Here is a 15,543-nt window from a genome sequence, read left to right on the forward strand (position 1 = left end):
TGGAAACGATGTGGGCGGACGGCCGCCCGGAGGCACACCGCCACGTCTCGAAGCAACCCCTCCCGGAGGTCTCCGTGATCGTCATCACCGCCCCCACCGGCCAGATCGGCCGCCAGACCCTTGCCCGGCTCCTCACCGACGGCCGGCCGGTCCGCGTGGTAGCCCGCGACCCCGCCCGCCTCCCCCCGGAGGTCCGCGAGCGCGTCGAGATCGTCCAGGGGTCGCACGGCGACAGCGACGTGGTCGCCGAGGCGTTCGCGGGCGCCGAGAGCGTGCTGTGGCTGGTGCCCCCGAACCCGCAGGCCGACGACATCGAGGACTCCTACCTCAGCCTGACGCGGCCCGCCTGCGACGCGCTCAAGAGTCAAGGAGTCCAGCGGGTCGTGGGCGTCTCCAGCATGGGCCGTGCGTACGGCAAGCCCGCCGGGCTCCTGTCCCCCGCGTTCGCGGTGGACGAGCTGTTCGAGAGCACCGGCGTGCACTATCGGTCGCTGGCCATGCCCTTCTTCATGGAGAACCTGCTCGGCCAGATCGAGGCGATCCGGAGCAAGGGGATGTTCTTCCTGGCGAACTCCGCTGAGCGCCCTCTCGCGACGGTTGCCACCCGCGACATCGCCGCGGCGGCTGCGGACCTGCTGCTCGACGACTCATGGAGCGGACAGGGCAGCGTCCCGGTGATCGGGCCCGACGCGCTGTCCCCCGACGGGATGGCCGAGGTCATGTCGGAGGTCCTGGAACGACCGGTCCGCTTCCAGCAGGTCAGCAGCGAGACGTACAAGGCAACGATGCTGGGGTACGGGATGACCGACGGATTCGCGCAGGGACTGGTCGACATGGCCGAGGCCCAGAACGACGGCATCTACGACGCCGAGCAGAGCACCCTGCGGGTCGCCGGCGCGACCGGCTTCCGCCAGTGGTGCCAGGACGTACTCGAGCCGGCCGTGGCGGCCTGAGTCCGGCTGCCCGGGCTCCGGCGGCAGCTTCCCCGACTCCGGCGGCGGGGTGACGCGGCATCCGCTGCCACCCGGCGCGAGCGGGTCGGCCGGGCCCGGCAACGGTCTCCTCAGGGGAGCCTGACAGAGCGGTGGACGCGGTCCGGTTCCTCGCGCCGGACCGCGTCCACCGGCATCGGCCGTGCTCGCCGAGGCGGGGTGGGGGGATGCGGCCCCGGCTCGCGCACGGCCGTGGGGCCGTCGAGCAGAGCGCGTGCCGGCCCGTACGAGAGCCCGAAACCGGTGCCCGGTGCCAGCCGGGGGGCGATCCCGGGCTCGGCGCGCGGGGTCGACGTCACGCGGCAGGCCGGCATGTGCCCGACCGGACCTGATCGCGGAAACCGGGACCCGCTCCGCCGGCCCCGGGAAGCCGGCCTGCGGCAGAGACCGCTGCCCCCTCCCCGCCGGCGAGGGGACCTGGAGAGAACGGTCGACGGCTCCGCTGACGCCCCGCCTCGCTCCAGGTCAGCGCACCCGCCCCCGAGGCTTGAGCGCCACCGGCGGCAGGGCGGGGGCGGACAGCCTGCCGCCGTCGTAGCCGTGCACCTCTCCGAAGCGGGAGCCCTCCGCCCACTCCTGCCGGGCCTCCTCGATCTCCTCGTGGGAGCGTCCGACGAAGTTCCACCACATGACGATCTCCTCCGCGAAGGGCTCTCCACCGAGCAGCATCAACCCTGCTTCCGACGCGGCGCGCAAGGGCAGTTCGGTACGGCCGCACCCCAGGTAGAGCATCGAGCCGGGCAGCACCGGGACGCCGTCGACCTCCGCCTCGCCGGACATGGACAGCACGGCGTACTCGAAGTCGGGGTCCAGCGGCAGCCGCGCTTCGGCGCCGTCGGCGAGCGCCAGGTCCGCCCCCACGATCGGGGTGTAGGCACTGCCGGGCGAGGTGGAGCCGTCGAGTTCGCCCAGGATCACGGTGGCGTTGAGGCCTCGTGCGGTGACCGTGGGCAGAGCGGTGTGGTGCTCGAAGTGCGGATCCATGTGCCGATGTGCGTCGGGCAGGGCGACCCAGAGCTGGGCCCCGTGCAGGAATCCGGCATGGCTTCTCGGACTCTCCTCGGAGTGACTGATGGCCCTGCCCGAGGTCATCAGGCCCAACTCGCGCGGCCGGACGGTCTGGAGGCTGCCCAGGCTGTCCCGGTGCAGCACCTCCCCCTCGTGAAGCCAGCTGACCGTCTGCAGGCCCATGTGCGGGTGCGGTGGCACCTGCATCCCCGGCTCGTCGGTGATGTCGTCGGGGCCGTAATGGTCCACGAAGGCCCAGGCCCCGACCATGCGGCGGCCCAGGTTGGGCAACAGCCTGCGCACCTCGGTGGACTCGCCGAGCTGGACGCGGCGCGGGGTGAGGAGTTCGCGTACCGGTTCGGCGACGACGAAGCCTCGCCCTCCGCAGACGGAGGGGACGGCCTGGCGATCGAGATTGCTCATGGCGCACAACCTATTCCCGAGCGGTCACGGAGTACCTGCCCACACGCCGAAAATTTAGTGGAATGTTTAACTACCTCGCCGTGTTGACGGGTCCGTAAGCATGTCGGCGGAGGAGGAGAAGTGGACGAGACCTACTACGAGTTCGGTACGCCCGCCGACCGGTGGGACCGGGCCCAGATGTTCTTCGAGGCCAAGGAGTACCTGACCGCGGCCAGGATCCTCGGCGGGCTCGTCCAGGAGGTCCCGGAGCAGGTGGCGCCGCGCCTCCTGCTGGCGCGCGCCTACTACCACTCGGCGCGACTCGCCAAGGCCGAGGCCGAACTGCGCGAGGTGTTGGACCGCAACCCGGTCGAGGACTACGCGCGGCTGATGCTCGGGCGCACCCTGGAGCGCCAGGGGCGGCACGCGGAGGCCGCCCCGCACCTGCGGATGGCCGACGCCATGGCCGGCGAGTTCGGCCCCGAGCCCGTCTCGCGGGACCGCCGGGCCCGGGACTGACAGAGCCCCGGAGCCCCGGGAGCCACGGCAGACCTCGCCCGGCCGGCCACCTCGGGGCGGGCGGTACGGCAGGGTGGTCGGCCAGGACAGAGCGCGGGCCGAGGGGCCGGCGTGCGGGTGTGCCCGCACGCCGGCCCCTCCCCGTCAGTCGTCGCTTCCCTCCGCGTTCGACACCCGGTCCAGCCATTCCGTCAGGAGCGCCGATTCGGCGGCGCTGAGCCCGGACCCCTGCGACCGGCGCAACAGGGCACTCAGCCGGGCGGCCGTGGACGGCACGTCCGTCTCGACCGGCTCGGCCTCCCGGGCGTCCGGCGTGAAGACGGCGGCGTGCACGGCGTCGCGCACACGCGCCGACACCCCGGCGTCGGGGAAGGTCGCGGGCCTGGACACGAGCATCAGGGCCACACCGGTCGTGGAGGACATGATCATCTGGGCTGCCAGCTCAGGAGCGATGCGCAGCTTCCCCAGCGCGGCGGCCCTCTCCAGGTCTCGGGTCAGGATGCGGTGGGCTTCCAGCGCGGCAGCCGGCGGTGTCCGCATCGCGGGGGAGTTCATCAGCCGGTAGAGGTTCGGATGACGCAGCGCGAACTCGACGTGACTGTCCCAGCCGTTGCGGAGATCCTCGACCGGGTCCGCGGTGTCGCCCCGTTCGCGCTTGGCCGCCAGGTAGGCGTCGAAGCCCTGGTCGACGACCGCCGACAGCAGCCCGGCCTTGTCCCCGAAGTGGCGGTACAGGGCCGGCGCCCCGACCTGGGCCGCCTCACACACGGCTCGCGTGGAGATGTCCCCGTCCGCAGACTCCGCGACCAGCCGGGCCGCGACATCGAGGATGCGTGCTCGTGTACTCATCGGAGGGACGCTACCAAGCGGTGCGCGGGGCGGGCCGGACGGCTGGGGCCGCATCGACGGCAACGACCGCCGGAGTGGCCGCGCCGCTCGTCCGCCCGCGCGGGCACCTCGGCCTCGCACCTCTCCGTCCCCCTCCCCGGGGTAGGCCTCCTGCCCGCGCCTTCCCGGCTTCCGACCCGGTGGGACCACGGGGACCATCCCGTCAGGCGATGCCACCGTTGGCGCGCAGCACCTGGCCGTTGACCCAACGGGCCGGGCCGGCGAGGAAGGAGACGACCTCAGCGATGTCCTGAGGGGTTCCGAGACGCTCGAGAGGCGGCTGCGCCGCCATCTTGGCGATGGTCTCCTCGTCCTTGCCGTCCAGGAACAGGGCGGTGGCGGTCGGCCCGGGGGCAACCGCGTTGACCGTGATGTCGCGCCCCCTCAGCTCGCGGGCCAGGATCAGCGTGATCGCCTCGACAGCCCCCTTGGTCGCGGCGTAGGCGCTGTATCCGGGCAGGGCCAACGCCAGCACCGAACTGGAGAAGTTGATGAGCGCGCCTCCGTTCCGCAGGCGGCGTGCCGCCTGCTGGCCGACGACGAAGGTGCCGCGGATGTTGGTGCGGTGCATCCGGTCGAGTACGTCCAGATCGAGGTCGACCAGCGGGGCGAGCGCCATCACGCCCGCGGCGTGGACGACCACGTCGACTCCGCCGAAGGCCTCTTCGGCCGCGTCGAAGAGGCCGGCGACCGCCACCTCGTCGGCGACGTCGGCCTGGTGCGCCAGGGCTTCTCCGCCCGCGGACACCACGGCCGCCACCGCCGCGTCGGCTTCGGCCTTGTTGCCCGCATAGGTGACGACGACCGCGAACCCGTCCGCAGCAAGCCGTTCGACGCTCTCGCGGCCGATACCGCGCGATCCCCCGGTGACGAGGGCGACCCTGCGGGCGGTGGTGGTCCGGTGCTCGGTCATGACGTTGCTCCTGTGGCAGAAAGATCGCCGCCGGTTCGACGAAACCCTTACGGAAACAACGCTAACACTATGATGTTATCGACGCTACCGCAGTGAGTGGTAACGCCGTCATCCGTGTCGGCTCCCTCCTGTGCTGTCACCCGCGGCGGCTCTCTCCTGAGCGGGGCGTTCAGCTACGCCTCCTGACGGCGGCGGGGTGCGGCCGGCCGCACCCCGCCTGTATGCCTGCTCCGGCCAGGGGCGCCGTGGGGGGGCGGCAGCACCCCGGCACACTTCGGCGGCCGAGGAGCCGTCGCCCGGCGGCCCAGCGCGAAGGCGCCCCCGCCCGGCGTACGCCCGGCGCCTCTCGGGCCCGCCGCCGAACGAAGGACGACCCCTCGGGGCGCGCCCCGGCACAGCTCGAAGCGCCTCGGCCCGGCCCGCCGGGGCCGGGCCCCTCAGCGCGTCCGCATCGCGCCCGCACGGATCCGTACACGTACTACTGATACGTGCACGCCGGACGGCCCGCGTACATCCGACGGGCCCGTGCCCGTCCGTCCTTCGGACCCGCGTCACAGCCCCGCGGGCGAACCCACGTCACAGCCCCGCGGGTCCGCGTCACACGTCTCCGCGACACACGGGGGCATCCGCGGACAGCACGATCGAGGTGACCGCGAAGCCGTCCTCGACGAGCCACTTGCCCGCGTACGACGTCGGCATACCCGGTGCCGTACGCAGCAGTTCGGCGGTGAACGTGCCCTCGGTCGCGGTGTCCGGGTCTCCGTGGAAGGTGATGTCAGCCTCGGAGAAGTCGAGTTCGATCAGGGTGAGGGGATACCACGTCTTGAAGACGCTCTCCTTGGCGCTGAAGAGCAGCCGCCCCCAGTGGACGGCGGGATCCTTCACGTCGACGGATATCCGTGCCCGCTCCGAAGGCAGCGATATCACCTCCCAGACGCCGGGCGGAAGCGGTGCGTTCGGCTCGGCGTCGATGCCCATCCCCCGCACCTCCGTGTCCCTGGCCAGCACCGCCGCGCGGTACCCGTCGCAGTGCGTCATGCTGCCGACGGTCCCCGCGGGCCAGAGCGGCATGCCGCGCACGCCGCGCAGGACGGGGGCCGGTGGCAGCCCGAGGGTGGCCATGGCCCGTCGCGCACAGGCGCGCACCGCGGCGAACTCGTGCCTACGGCGATCCACGCTCGCCGCGATCAGTTGCTCCTCCTCGGGATAGAGAGTGCCCGCCGGAGCATCCACGTCGTACGTGTCCGCGCTCGCGACGTACGCGGGGACGAGTCGCTCGATCACGCGCCCGCCCTCCCCTCGGGCGAGGTCTGCTCACCGTCGTACGGCAGGATCTGCCGCAGCAGTCCGCGCGGGTGGCCACGTTTGCGCCACTCCCGGGGGTATCCGATCGACACCTCCTCGAACCGCACGCCGTCGTGCCAGGTCGTACGGGGGATGTGAAGGTGGCCGTAGACGACGGCGGCGACATTGAACCGGGTGTGCCAGTCGGCCGTCAGTTCCGTGCCACACCACTGGGCGAACTCCGGGTACCACATGACGGAGGTGGGCTCGCGCAGAAGAGGCCAGTGCCCGGCGATCACCAGGGGCACCTCGGGGTCGTGCGCGGCCAGTCGCTGTTCGGTGAGCGCCACGCGCTCCCTGCACCACTCGTCCCGGGTCGGGTAGGGGTCGGGGTGCAGCAGATACTCATCGGTGCAGACCACACCCGCTTCATGCGCCTTGGCCAGGGATTCCTCCTTGGTGGTCGTCCCCGGCGCCCGGAAGCTGTAGTCGTACAGCAGGAACACCGCCGCCACGGCCACAGGCCCTGCCGGCCCCGGCCACAGCGGGTACGGGTCCTCGGGCGTGGTCACGCCGAGTTCGCGGCACACCGCGACGAGGTGCTCGTACCGCGCCCGGCCGCGCAGTTGCAGGGGGTCCTTGTCCACGGTCCACAGTTCGTGGTTCCCAGGGGTCCACACCACCTTGGCGAAACGCCCCGCCAGGAGTTCCAGAGCTGCTTCCACCTCCTCGGCCTGTTCCGCCACGTCTCCCGCGACGATGAGCCAGTCCTCGTCGGAGGCTGGATGCAGTTGATCGGCGATCGGCCGGTTGTCGGCGATTCCCACGTGGAGATCGCTGACCGCGAGAAGCCGGCCGCCCCCCTTCGCCGCGTGCGGAACGGCGCCAGTCATAGGACTCATTGTTCGAATTTACAGTCTCGGGGGCGCGGGAAAGGGCTCGCCGCTCGACATGCTCGATGTTCGTCCGCGCACGATGATTGACCGAGCGCCTCCGGGGCACGCGGCGGCACATGTCCCCCACGGGCGTGCCCCGGGACCACGGCCGTGGCCCGCGACCGAGACAAGGAGCAGCCGATGCCTGACAACGGACAGCCGCAGGATCCGACCGAGGCCCATCCGCAGCCGGACTTCCCCCAGCAGGAGCAGCAGCACCCGGGCTGGACGGGCCCCATGGATCCGCCCCCGGACCACGGCGAGGACTCCTACGAGGGCCATGGCCTTCTGCTCGACCGCAAGGCGGTCGTCACGGGGGGCGACTCCGGCATCGGCCGGGCGGTGGTGCTGGCCTTCGCCCGCGAAGGGGCTGACGTCCTGCTGACGTATCTGCCCGACGAGAAGGGCGATGCCCAGGAGACCTGCCGCCTCGTCGAACAAGCCGGCCGCAGGGCGCTCCCCGTCGCGTGTGACATCCGGGACGAGAAGCAGTGCCGCGAGCTCATCGAGACGGCGGTGTCGGAGTTCGGCCGTATCGACGTGCTGGTGAACAACGCCGCCTACCAGATGTCTCAGCCCGACGGCATCTCGGCCATCTCGACCGAGCAGTTCGACCGCGTGGTGCGCACCAACCTCTACGGGATGTTCTGGCTGTGCAAGGCAGCTCTGCCGCACATCCCGGCCGGCGGATCGATCATCAACACGACGTCCGTGCAGGCCTTCAAGCCCAGTCCCCATCTCCTGGACTACGCGATGACGAAGGGCGCCATCGTCACCTTCACGCAGGGGCTGGCGCAGATGGTCGCCTCCGACGGAATCCGTGTGAACGCGGTCGCTCCCGGGCCGGTGTGGACCCCGCTCATTCCCGCGACCATGCCCGACACCACGGAGTTCGGAAAGCAGAGCCCGCTGGGCCGTCCCGCGCAGCCGGCCGAGATGGCTCCGGCCTACGTCTTCCTCGCGTCGCCGAACGCGTCGTTCATCACCGGCGAGATCATGAACGCGACCGGCGGCACGCCCCTGCCCTGAGGCGAATGGGGCGAGAACCGCAGGGAAGGCGTCGTACATGCGAGCAGACCACCATGAAGCACCCGTACTCGATGCCGTGGCCGCCTACAAGGAGCGGGGAGAGCTGGGTTTCTCGCCTCCCGGCCACAAGCAGGCGCGCGGCGCCGCACCGGCCGTGCGCGCCGTCCTCGGGGACGCCCCGTTCCTCGGCGACGTGCTGGCCTCCGGAGGACTCGACGACCGCCGCAGCCGGTCCGAAGTCCTCACCCGTGCCGAGCGGTTGATGGCCGACGCGGTCCACGCCGAGCACACCTTCTTCTCCACCTGCGGCAGTTCGCTCTCGGTGAAGGCCGCCATGCTCAGTGTCGCGGCCCCGGGGAGGAAGCTGCTGATCGGCCGGGACGCGCACAAGTCCGTCGTGGCGGGGCTGATCCTCTCCGGCGTCGAACCGGTGTGGGTGGAACCGCAGTGGGACGTCGAGCGGCACCTCGCCCACGCTCCCTCGGCGGAGTCCTTCGACGAGGCGTTCGACCGGCACCCGGATGCCTGCGGCGCCCTGGTCACCAGCCCTACGCCGTACGGCTCCGCGGCGGACCTGCGGACCATCGCCGAGGTGTGCCACCGCCGTTCGAAGCCCGTCGTCGTGGACGAGGCCTGGGGAGCGCATCTGCCGTTCCACCCGGATCTGCCCTCCTGGGCCATGGACGCCGGTGCCGACGTCTGTGTCACCAGCATCCACAAGATGGGCAGCGGGCTGGAGCAGGGCTCGGTCTTCCACCTCCAGGGCGACCTCGTGGACCCCGACACGCTGGCCTCACGGGCGGATCTGCTGGGCACCACGAGCCCGTCCGTCCTGCTGTACGCCGGAATCGACGGCTGGCGACGGCAGATGGTCCAGGAAGGACATGCCCTGTTGTCCCGCGCTCTGGATCTGGCAGCGGGAGTCCGGGAGCGGATCGAGAAGATCGACGGCATGCACGTGAACGACCGCGACGACTTCTGCGGTCCGGGAAAGGCAGCAGAGTTCGACCCCCTGCCGGTGGTCGTCGACATCAGCGACCTCGGGACCAACGGCTACCGGGCGGCTGACTGGCTCCGGTCCCGCCACCACGTCGACATGCACCTGGTGGACCACCGCAGGATCAGCGCCCAGTTCACCCATGCCGACGACGAGCGGACGGCCGACCGCCTGCTGGACGCGCTGAGCGACCTGGCCCGGCATGCCGACGCGCTCGATCCGGCGCCCGACGTGGAGGTCCCGGGCCCGGACGACCTGCGCCCGGACCAGGCGTGTCTGCCCAGGGACGCCTACTTCGCCGCCACCGAGGACGTGCCGGCCGCGAAGGCCGTGGGGCGCGTCGCCGCCGAGATGATGACGCCGTACCCGCCCGGGATCCCCACGGTGCTGCCCGGCGAGCGGCTCACCGAGCCGTTGCTGCGCTATCTGCGCTCCGGCATCGACGCGGGAATGAACGTGCCCGACCCGGCCGACCCCACCCTGCGGACCGTCCGCGTCTGCGTGGAGGCCGCCCGGCCCTGACATACTGCCGGGCGGAATCGGCCGCCCCGCCACTCGACGAAAGGTTCGGACATGCCCATCGCCACCTACTCCCTCGTCGCCCTCGACTGCCCCGATCCCCGTGCGCTCGCCGGGTTCTACCAGGCCGTCGTGGGCGGCGAGATCACGAACGAGCACGAGGACTGGTACACGCTCCACGTACCGGGTGGCGCGCGCATCGCCTTCCAGCGGGCGACGGATCACCGGCCGCCGGAGTGGCCCCGCGCCGACCACAACTCGCAGCAGGCACACCTGGACTTCGACGTGCCGGACATCGACCGCGCCCAGGAGGAGGTGCTGGCGCTCGGCGCCACTCCACTGGACCTCGACGACGAGGGCGGAAAGCGCGACTTCCGGGTGTACGCCGACCCGGCGGGGCACCCCTTCTGCCTGTGTCTCGAGTGACGTACGGTGCTGCCGGTGGCGTCCGGACCACCGGGACCACCGGCGGCGTCCCGGCTCACGGCGCACCCGAGGAACGCCGCTCGTGGGGTCGTCCGGCGCTCGCCCGGCCGAGGAGCGGCGATGCTGCACGGCCTCGCGCCCGGCGCGGTGAGAACATGTCGATATGAGCCGAAGCGCCCTCATTGTCATCGACATGCTGAACACATACGGCCACGCCGACGCCGAGCACCTCATCCCTTCCGTCCGGGAAGCGCTCCCCCACATCGTGGAGCTCATCCAGCGGGCCAGGGACGGCGGCGTCCCCGTGATCTACGTGAACGACAACTTCGGGGAGTGGCGGTCCCACCACGGCGAGATCATCGAGACGACCCTGTCCGGCCCCCATCGCGAGCTGGTCGAGCCCGTGCTGCCCGACGAGGACTCACTGTTCGTCATCAAGGCCAGGCACTCGATCTTCTACGAGACTCCGCTCACCTATCTCCTCTCCCAACTGGACGTGGACCGTGTGGTGCTCTGCGGTCAGGTGACCGAGCAGTGTGTTCTCTACTCCGCCCTCGACGCCCACATCCGCCATCTCCAGGTGGTCGTGCCCGATGACGCCGTGGCCCATATCCACGAGGACCTGGCACTCGCCGCTCTGCGCATGATGGAGCGCAACATGGGCGCGACCGTGGGGAGCGGCAAGGCGGTCGACTTCTGAGGGACGGCGCTCCCTCCCCCACTCCCGGTCACACCCGGACCGTGCCGTCGGCGATAGTCGTCCGGCCGCCGACGGCATCTCGGTCCCCACTGAGGCGCCCCGTGCCAGCGACGTCAAGGAGGTAGGCGCCCTCGCGACCCGAGAGCGTACGGTCCCGGCGGGGCAGCCCACCGCGGCGCAGGGCGCATCCTGGATGCACCCACCACGCCGCACACCGGCGCGTGACGCGGACCGCTCGTCGCGGCGCTCACGTCACACGTCGGCGGATTACTTGCCGGGCGCCTGGTAGAGCCCGCGGCCGGCGCGGTGGGCCCGCGACGTGGCCACGAGCCTGTCGAGGGTGCCGCGCACGGTGTTGATGCTGCCCGCGGTGAGTTCGCGGCCGAGCGCCTCCGTGACGTCCCTGGCGCGCAGGGCCTTGCCGCCCGCAGCCGCGACCACCTCCATGACCTGCTCGGTGAGGCTTCCGCCGTCCGGTGCCGCGGGAGCGGATGCCGCCGGGGACGTAGCCTTCCGCGCGCGTGCGGGCTTGACTTCCTTCACGGCCTTGGCGGCTTTCGCCGGCTTGTCGGCCTTGACCGCCTTGTCGGGCGCGGCGGATGCCTTCTTCGCGGGCCTCTGCTTCCGGGCCCTCGGTGAAGTCTCCGTCGTGCTCCGCTTGGTGGGAGTCTTGCGAGCGCTTGCCGGGGCGGGTGCGGCCTCGGCCTTCACCGCGTCCGCCGCCGGAGCGTCCTCGGCCTCGGGCGCCTCCTCGGGGGCGGTCACGACGGACACGACGGTCGCGTCTTCGGCCTCGACGGAGGCCACATGCTGCGGCTCCACCTCGTCCGGGACCTGCGGCGCCGCTCCGTTCAGCACCGGAGGCACCTCGGAGAGTGCCTGCAGTGCGGTGAGCGCGGAGCGCACCGATGTCAGGCGTGCTGTGACCGACGCGAGCTCCTTCTCCAGGGCCTGCTGCTGCTCCTCCAGCCGCGGAAGTTCTGCCTGCAGCAGGGCGGTTGTGGCCTCCACACCGCCTGAAGTGCTTTCGAGAACCGTCATGTTGTCGCCTTTCGTATGCAACTCGGCTGAATAGACTATTGCACTTACGACGACCGACACACAACGAACCAACGATTTGCCACGGAGCGCATGCGAAAACCAAGCCGAGAACGCCATGAGCTGAGCATTCGGCAGAAGCATGTGGGCACGCGCACCCATGAGTTCAGGCCGTTCCTCGCTCGCGGACCAATCGATGTGGTGTGCGGGGCATGAGAGGCCGCCTCGAACAACAACAACGAGACCTGTGACGCGACCGGTACGGAGCCGTAGGTGATGCCCTCACCATCACCCCGCGACCGTGTCGAGGAGTCGTCGCGTGCCGATCTCAGCCGGGATGGGGCGCGTCGTCAAGAGCCGGAAGAGATGATCCCCCAGGAGGGGGAAGGGCGGGCCGCGCATACCGATCACACGCGGGTCTCACCATGAAGCACACCGGACGCAGATGGCGGCACAGAGAGGTGGCGGGCGCTACCTGACGTCGGTGCGCCAGTGAGCGACGACCTTGCTGTGTGGGGCACGGTGCCCGATGTGGCCGCACCGGTCCCCTCGGCCCACATGACCGGCCACGCCGGCGCCCGGGGCCAACGCACGGTTCGACGGTGGTGCGCTGCCTGCATGCAGGGTCCGGCACATCGCGGCCCTGCCGGTCACCGGTGGAGCACACAGCGCCCGGCACAGCCGCTCCCGGGCGGCCACGGCGGGCCGGGAGACGCCGAGGCCGCTCTTGCCGTGCCGGACTGCCGCCAGGAGCCTGCGGATCGGCGGTGCACCTGGGCGGTGAGGCACCGAGGAGGCGGCTCACCGCCCGGAATCGGGATCAGACGCACGGCTCACCGCACGGGCGCGGCGGGGGTTCTCCGTGTGCGGTCACTCAGTCGAGACAGAACTCGTTGCCCTCGACGTCCCGCATCACGATGCAGGATTCGTTCTCCTCGTCGGCGAGCAACAGCCGCTCGCGTACGGCGCCGAGCGCGACCAGTCGTGCGCATTCGGCCTCGAGCACGGCCAGGCGCTCCTCCCCCACGAGCCCGGTACCGGCGCGCACGTCGAGATGCACCCGGTTCTTGACGACCTTGCCTTCGGGAACACGCTGGAAGTACAGCCGCGGGCCGGCACCGGAGGGATCGTGGCACGCGAAGGACGCACCCTGGCGTTCCGGCGGCAGCGAGCGGTCGTAATCCGCCCAGGAAGCGAAGCCCTCCGGAGGCGGTGGTACGACGTACCCGAGGACCTCGCACCAGAAGCGGGCGACGCGCTCGGGTTCCGCGCAGTCGAAGGTGATCTGAATCTGCTTGATCGACGCCATCGGCACATCGTAAGGCGAGGCCCCTGGCGTCACCACGGTTTTTCGGCGAGGGCCCTTACGGACAGGACGAGTTCAGGGTGAGGCGGGAACAACCAGGGCACGACACTCGCGCGGCGCCGTCGACGCCGCATGTCCCGAGCGTCACGACCGCCCGCCGAACTGCCAGTCGTGCACCTCGACATCGGCGTACCGGTCGGGGGTCAGCACGGCGCGCGCCGTCCCGGGGTCCGGCGCCCGGAGCAACGCCGCGGTGCCCAGCCAGGTGGCGCCGTCGTCGGACAGCAGCGGTCCGTAGGCGATCAGCTCGTCCCGGCAGGGCGGCACCTCGAGGTCGGCCGCCTCTCCCGCGCCCAGGCCGATCACCAGGTAGCGCCGGCTGCCCTCCGCACCGCCCGGGAAGTCCCACATGGTGCGCCCCAGCATGTTGCGCCAGCGTCGCAGCAGCACGTCCCGGTAGATGCCCGCCTGATAGTTCGGCTCGTCGAAGGCGAAGGCGCGCGCGGCGGCGGGATCGGGCAGGTCCACGATGTGCACACTGCCGGTGGGCACCCCGTCGTCGGCGAGCGTCGGGCCTCGCGCGATCAATTCCTTGACATATCGGTCCATATAAGACCAGTGCGCTTCGAGCAGCTCCTCGCGCGCCGAGAGGGAGCCGGGCCTGTCGCGGTGGTAACAGAGAAACTCCATGCCCGAGGATCGCGCTGCGCGGGTGCCCATGTCGAACGGATTCCTCGCCGCCGGACACCCAGGCCCTCCGGTGTGACTCCTCGGGCAGCGGCGGGTCTCCCGCGCCGACTGGAGCTCTCGGGTCCGGAGAATGTCACACAATCATCCACATCATCGGATTTCACGAGAGACCCGGTGGGCTCAGACGTTCGAGTGGACGGGAGTACAGTCGGCCTGCCCGTCCTCCTCTGCCTACCGAAGAAAGATGTCCCGCCACATGGATGCGAGATCCACCCTCACCAGTCTTGACGACGCCGACTTCGCGCGGCGCGCGCAACGGCTCCGGCGGCGGCTGGAACGCCTGATCGGCATCGCCGCGACCGAAGGCAACACGCTCACCCCGCTCCGCAACGGGGACGAGATCTTCACGGCGATGCTGGAGTCCATCCGGAGCGCCGAACACACCGTGGACATGATGACGTTCGTGTACTGGCGCGGCGACATAGCCCAGCAGTTCGCCGAGGCGCTGTCGGAACGCGCCCGTGCCGGGGTGCGGGTACGGCTGCTCCTGGACGGCTTCGGGAGCCGGCTGATCGAGAAGGACCAGCTGGCACTGATGGACGAGTCCGGGGTGGAGGTGGCGTGGTTCCGCAAGCCCCTGTACCTCTCGCCGCTCAAGCAGAACCACCGTTGCCACCGCAAGGTGCTGATCACGGACGAGGAGACGGCGTACACCGGCGGGGTCGGGATCGCCGAGGAGTGGTGCGGCGACGCCCGCAACGAGAACGAGTGGCGCGACACACACGTACGGGTACAGGGCCCTGCGGTGGACGGTCTGGCCGCCGCGTTCGCGCAGAACTGGGCCGAGTGCCATGACGAGCTGTTCACCGAGCGCGACAGGTTCGTCGACTCCGCGTCCGACGGTGACGCGGTCGTGCAGGTGGTGCGCGGCTCGGCCGGCTACGGCTGGCAGGACATGCAGACGCTGCTGCGCGTCGTACTGGAGTCCGCCGAGGAGCGCCTGCGGCTCACCACGGCGTACTTCGCGCCCGATGTGTACTTCATCGAGCTGCTCTGCGACGCGGCTCGCAGGGGCGTCAGCGTGGAGATACTGCTCCCCGGCCCGCACACCGACAAACGGGTGTGCCGCCTGGCCGGGCAGCACCACTACGAGGACCTCCTCGCCTGCGGGGTGAAGATCTACGAGTACCAGCCGACCATGCTCCACACCAAGGCACTGACGGTGGACGGTGTGGCTTCCCTGATCGGCTCCACGAACTTCAACCGCCGCTCGCTCGAACACGACGAGGAAGTGATGCTGGCGGTCCTGGCCCGGGATTTCACGGCTGCACTGGACGGCCACTTCGAGGAGGACCTGAAGCGGAGCACACGGGTCGAGCCCGGCCGGTGGAAGCGCCGCTCCTCCGCGCAGCGCCTGCGCGAGGCGGCAGTTCTGCCGATACGCCGCTGGCTCTGACTCGTACGCGGGGGTGGGGCGGCACTTCGGTGGGCCGGCACCGCGACGCACACCCGCTCCCGCCCTGCGCGCCGCGCGGCCTGCCGTGGTGGGGCGCGGCACGGAGACGGCTTGCCCTTCCCTCCGTCGCCCCCTGTCGTCGGCCGGTCACTCGCCCCATGCCTTGTCGGTCACCCGGCGAGCGCAGAGCAGTCGCTCCGCTGGGGGACCGCTTTCACGGCCTACGGCCCGGCCTTCGTCAGCGCGGCCCGCGCGCGGCAGATACCCGAGTCACCCGAGGTGCCCCAGGCTCTGCCGTCGAGGGTGTTCCCCCGGTTCTCACGCATTGCACCGTTCCGGTGACCTCCGCACGGACAGCAGGCCCCTACCGGAGCGGCATCACGTCGCATGGCGACGTGACGGGGGACGCTCTCCTGCGTTGCCCCGGCATCGGCCATCGGG

Annotated in this window: 15 protein-coding genes; 7 read left to right on the top strand and 8 right to left on the bottom strand. The window is 70.9% G+C overall.

Annotated elements, in window-relative coordinates; genetic code table 11:
* The first annotated feature begins 74 nt into the window (after positions 1-74).
* The gene (locus tag ACFY8O_RS13265; RefSeq protein ID WP_387901429.1) at positions 75-953 is read left to right on the top strand and encodes an NmrA family NAD(P)-binding protein; all 879 of its coding nucleotides are present in this window, start codon (positions 75-77) and stop codon (positions 951-953) included.
* Positions 954-1,457: 504 nt separating this feature from the next.
* Here ACFY8O_RS13265 and ACFY8O_RS13270 read toward each other — a convergent pair.
* Complete coding sequence (locus ACFY8O_RS13270) at positions 1,458-2,423, bottom strand: pirin family protein (RefSeq protein ID WP_145805129.1); 966 nt, start codon at positions 2,421-2,423, stop codon at positions 1,458-1,460.
* Positions 2,424-2,543: 120 nt separating this feature from the next.
* Here ACFY8O_RS13270 and ACFY8O_RS13275 point away from each other — a divergent pair, with 120 nt between their 5' ends.
* Positions 2,544-2,921, top strand: a complete 378-nt coding sequence (locus ACFY8O_RS13275) for a tetratricopeptide repeat protein (protein WP_387901432.1) — start codon at positions 2,544-2,546, stop codon at positions 2,919-2,921.
* Between the two features lie 144 nt (positions 2,922-3,065).
* On the opposite strand, the gene ACFY8O_RS13280 is transcribed toward ACFY8O_RS13275, so the two are convergent.
* The 4 genes from ACFY8O_RS13280 to ACFY8O_RS13295 all read right to left on the bottom strand — a co-directional run bounded on the left by ACFY8O_RS13280 (position 3,066) and on the right by ACFY8O_RS13295 (position 6,908).
* Positions 3,066-3,770, bottom strand: coding sequence for a TetR/AcrR family transcriptional regulator (locus ACFY8O_RS13280; RefSeq protein ID WP_387901435.1), 705 nt, complete (start codon positions 3,768-3,770; stop codon positions 3,066-3,068).
* 202 nt (positions 3,771-3,972) lie between these two features.
* Entirely contained in the window at positions 3,973-4,722 is a 750-nt protein-coding gene (locus ACFY8O_RS13285) for an SDR family oxidoreductase (protein ID WP_387901438.1), read from the bottom strand.
* 597 nt (positions 4,723-5,319) lie between these two features.
* Positions 5,320-6,006 carry a 4'-phosphopantetheinyl transferase family protein gene (locus tag ACFY8O_RS13290; protein WP_387901441.1) on the bottom strand — a complete coding sequence of 229 codons (687 nt, stop codon included), beginning with the start codon at positions 6,004-6,006 and terminating at the stop codon, positions 5,320-5,322.
* The gene (locus tag ACFY8O_RS13295; RefSeq protein WP_387901443.1) at positions 6,003-6,908 is read right to left on the bottom strand and encodes a metallophosphoesterase family protein; all 906 of its coding nucleotides are present in this window, start codon (positions 6,906-6,908) and stop codon (positions 6,003-6,005) included. The genes ACFY8O_RS13290 and ACFY8O_RS13295 overlap by 4 nt, the downstream gene beginning before the upstream one ends.
* A gap of 174 nt (positions 6,909-7,082) precedes the next feature.
* Here ACFY8O_RS13295 and ACFY8O_RS13300 point away from each other — a divergent pair, with 174 nt between their 5' ends.
* The 4 genes from ACFY8O_RS13300 (at position 7,083) to ACFY8O_RS13315 (ending at position 10,612) form a co-directional block, all read left to right on the top strand.
* Positions 7,083-7,970, top strand: a complete 888-nt coding sequence (locus tag ACFY8O_RS13300; protein WP_387901445.1) for an SDR family oxidoreductase — start codon at positions 7,083-7,085, stop codon at positions 7,968-7,970.
* 37 nt (positions 7,971-8,007) lie between these two features.
* Positions 8,008-9,489, top strand: a complete 1,482-nt coding sequence (locus ACFY8O_RS13305) for an aminotransferase class I/II-fold pyridoxal phosphate-dependent enzyme (protein WP_387901448.1) — start codon at positions 8,008-8,010, stop codon at positions 9,487-9,489.
* Between the two features lie 51 nt (positions 9,490-9,540).
* Positions 9,541-9,912 (top strand): VOC family protein, encoded by a 372-nt coding sequence (locus ACFY8O_RS13310; protein ID WP_145805142.1) that lies wholly within the window; start codon positions 9,541-9,543, stop codon positions 9,910-9,912.
* 163 nt (positions 9,913-10,075) lie between these two features.
* Entirely contained in the window at positions 10,076-10,612 is a 537-nt protein-coding gene (locus tag ACFY8O_RS13315; protein ID WP_145805144.1) for a cysteine hydrolase family protein, read from the top strand.
* 267 nt (positions 10,613-10,879) lie between these two features.
* Here ACFY8O_RS13315 and ACFY8O_RS13320 read toward each other — a convergent pair whose 3' ends face one another.
* The 3 genes from ACFY8O_RS13320 to ACFY8O_RS13330 form a co-directional block, all read right to left on the bottom strand.
* Positions 10,880-11,653 (bottom strand): hypothetical protein, encoded by a 774-nt coding sequence (locus ACFY8O_RS13320; protein ID WP_387901452.1) that lies wholly within the window; start codon positions 11,651-11,653, stop codon positions 10,880-10,882.
* 871 nt (positions 11,654-12,524) lie between these two features.
* The gene (locus ACFY8O_RS13325; RefSeq protein WP_387901455.1) at positions 12,525-12,959 is read right to left on the bottom strand and encodes a VOC family protein; all 435 of its coding nucleotides are present in this window, start codon (positions 12,957-12,959) and stop codon (positions 12,525-12,527) included.
* A 141-nt stretch (positions 12,960-13,100) separates the two neighbouring features.
* A complete protein-coding gene (locus ACFY8O_RS13330; RefSeq protein WP_387902536.1) occupies positions 13,101-13,646 on the bottom strand; it encodes a YciI family protein in 546 nt (181 codons plus the stop codon).
* A 256-nt stretch (positions 13,647-13,902) separates the two neighbouring features.
* Between ACFY8O_RS13330 and ACFY8O_RS13335 the strand changes: the two genes are divergently transcribed.
* Complete coding sequence (locus ACFY8O_RS13335) at positions 13,903-15,102, top strand: phospholipase D-like domain-containing protein (RefSeq protein ID WP_387901458.1); 1,200 nt, start codon at positions 13,903-13,905, stop codon at positions 15,100-15,102.
* Positions 15,103-15,543: the final 441 nt, after the last annotated feature.

The organism is Streptomyces argenteolus (assembly GCF_042902585.1).
In the GTDB taxonomy this organism is placed as follows: Bacteria; Actinomycetota; Actinomycetes; order Streptomycetales; family Streptomycetaceae; genus Streptomyces; species Streptomyces argenteolus.

Excerpts from the sequence above, each read along its gene's own strand:
- ACFY8O_RS13270 (WP_145805129.1), bottom strand. The coding sequence starts at position 2,423 with ATGAGCAATCTCGATCGCCAGGCCGTCCCCTCCGTCTGCGGAGGGCGA.
- ACFY8O_RS13280 (WP_387901435.1), bottom strand. The coding sequence starts at position 3,770 with ATGAGTACACGAGCACGCATCCTCGATGTCGCGGCCCGGCTGGTCGCG.
- ACFY8O_RS13285 (WP_387901438.1), bottom strand. The coding sequence starts at position 4,722 with ATGACCGAGCACCGGACCACCACCGCCCGCAGGGTCGCCCTCGTCACC.
- ACFY8O_RS13295 (WP_387901443.1), bottom strand. The coding sequence starts at position 6,908 with ATGAGTCCTATGACTGGCGCCGTTCCGCACGCGGCGAAGGGGGGCGGC.
- ACFY8O_RS13300 (WP_387901445.1), top strand. The coding sequence starts at position 7,083 with ATGCCTGACAACGGACAGCCGCAGGATCCGACCGAGGCCCATCCGCAG.
- ACFY8O_RS13305 (WP_387901448.1), top strand. The coding sequence starts at position 8,008 with ATGCGAGCAGACCACCATGAAGCACCCGTACTCGATGCCGTGGCCGCC.
- ACFY8O_RS13310 (WP_145805142.1), top strand. The coding sequence starts at position 9,541 with ATGCCCATCGCCACCTACTCCCTCGTCGCCCTCGACTGCCCCGATCCC.
- ACFY8O_RS13315 (WP_145805144.1), top strand. The coding sequence starts at position 10,076 with ATGAGCCGAAGCGCCCTCATTGTCATCGACATGCTGAACACATACGGC.
- ACFY8O_RS13320 (WP_387901452.1), bottom strand. The coding sequence starts at position 11,653 with ATGACGGTTCTCGAAAGCACTTCAGGCGGTGTGGAGGCCACAACCGCC.
- ACFY8O_RS13325 (WP_387901455.1), bottom strand. The coding sequence starts at position 12,959 with ATGGCGTCGATCAAGCAGATTCAGATCACCTTCGACTGCGCGGAACCC.
- ACFY8O_RS13330 (WP_387902536.1), bottom strand. The coding sequence starts at position 13,646 with ATGGAGTTTCTCTGTTACCACCGCGACAGGCCCGGCTCCCTCTCGGCG.
- ACFY8O_RS13335 (WP_387901458.1), top strand. The coding sequence starts at position 13,903 with ATGGATGCGAGATCCACCCTCACCAGTCTTGACGACGCCGACTTCGCG.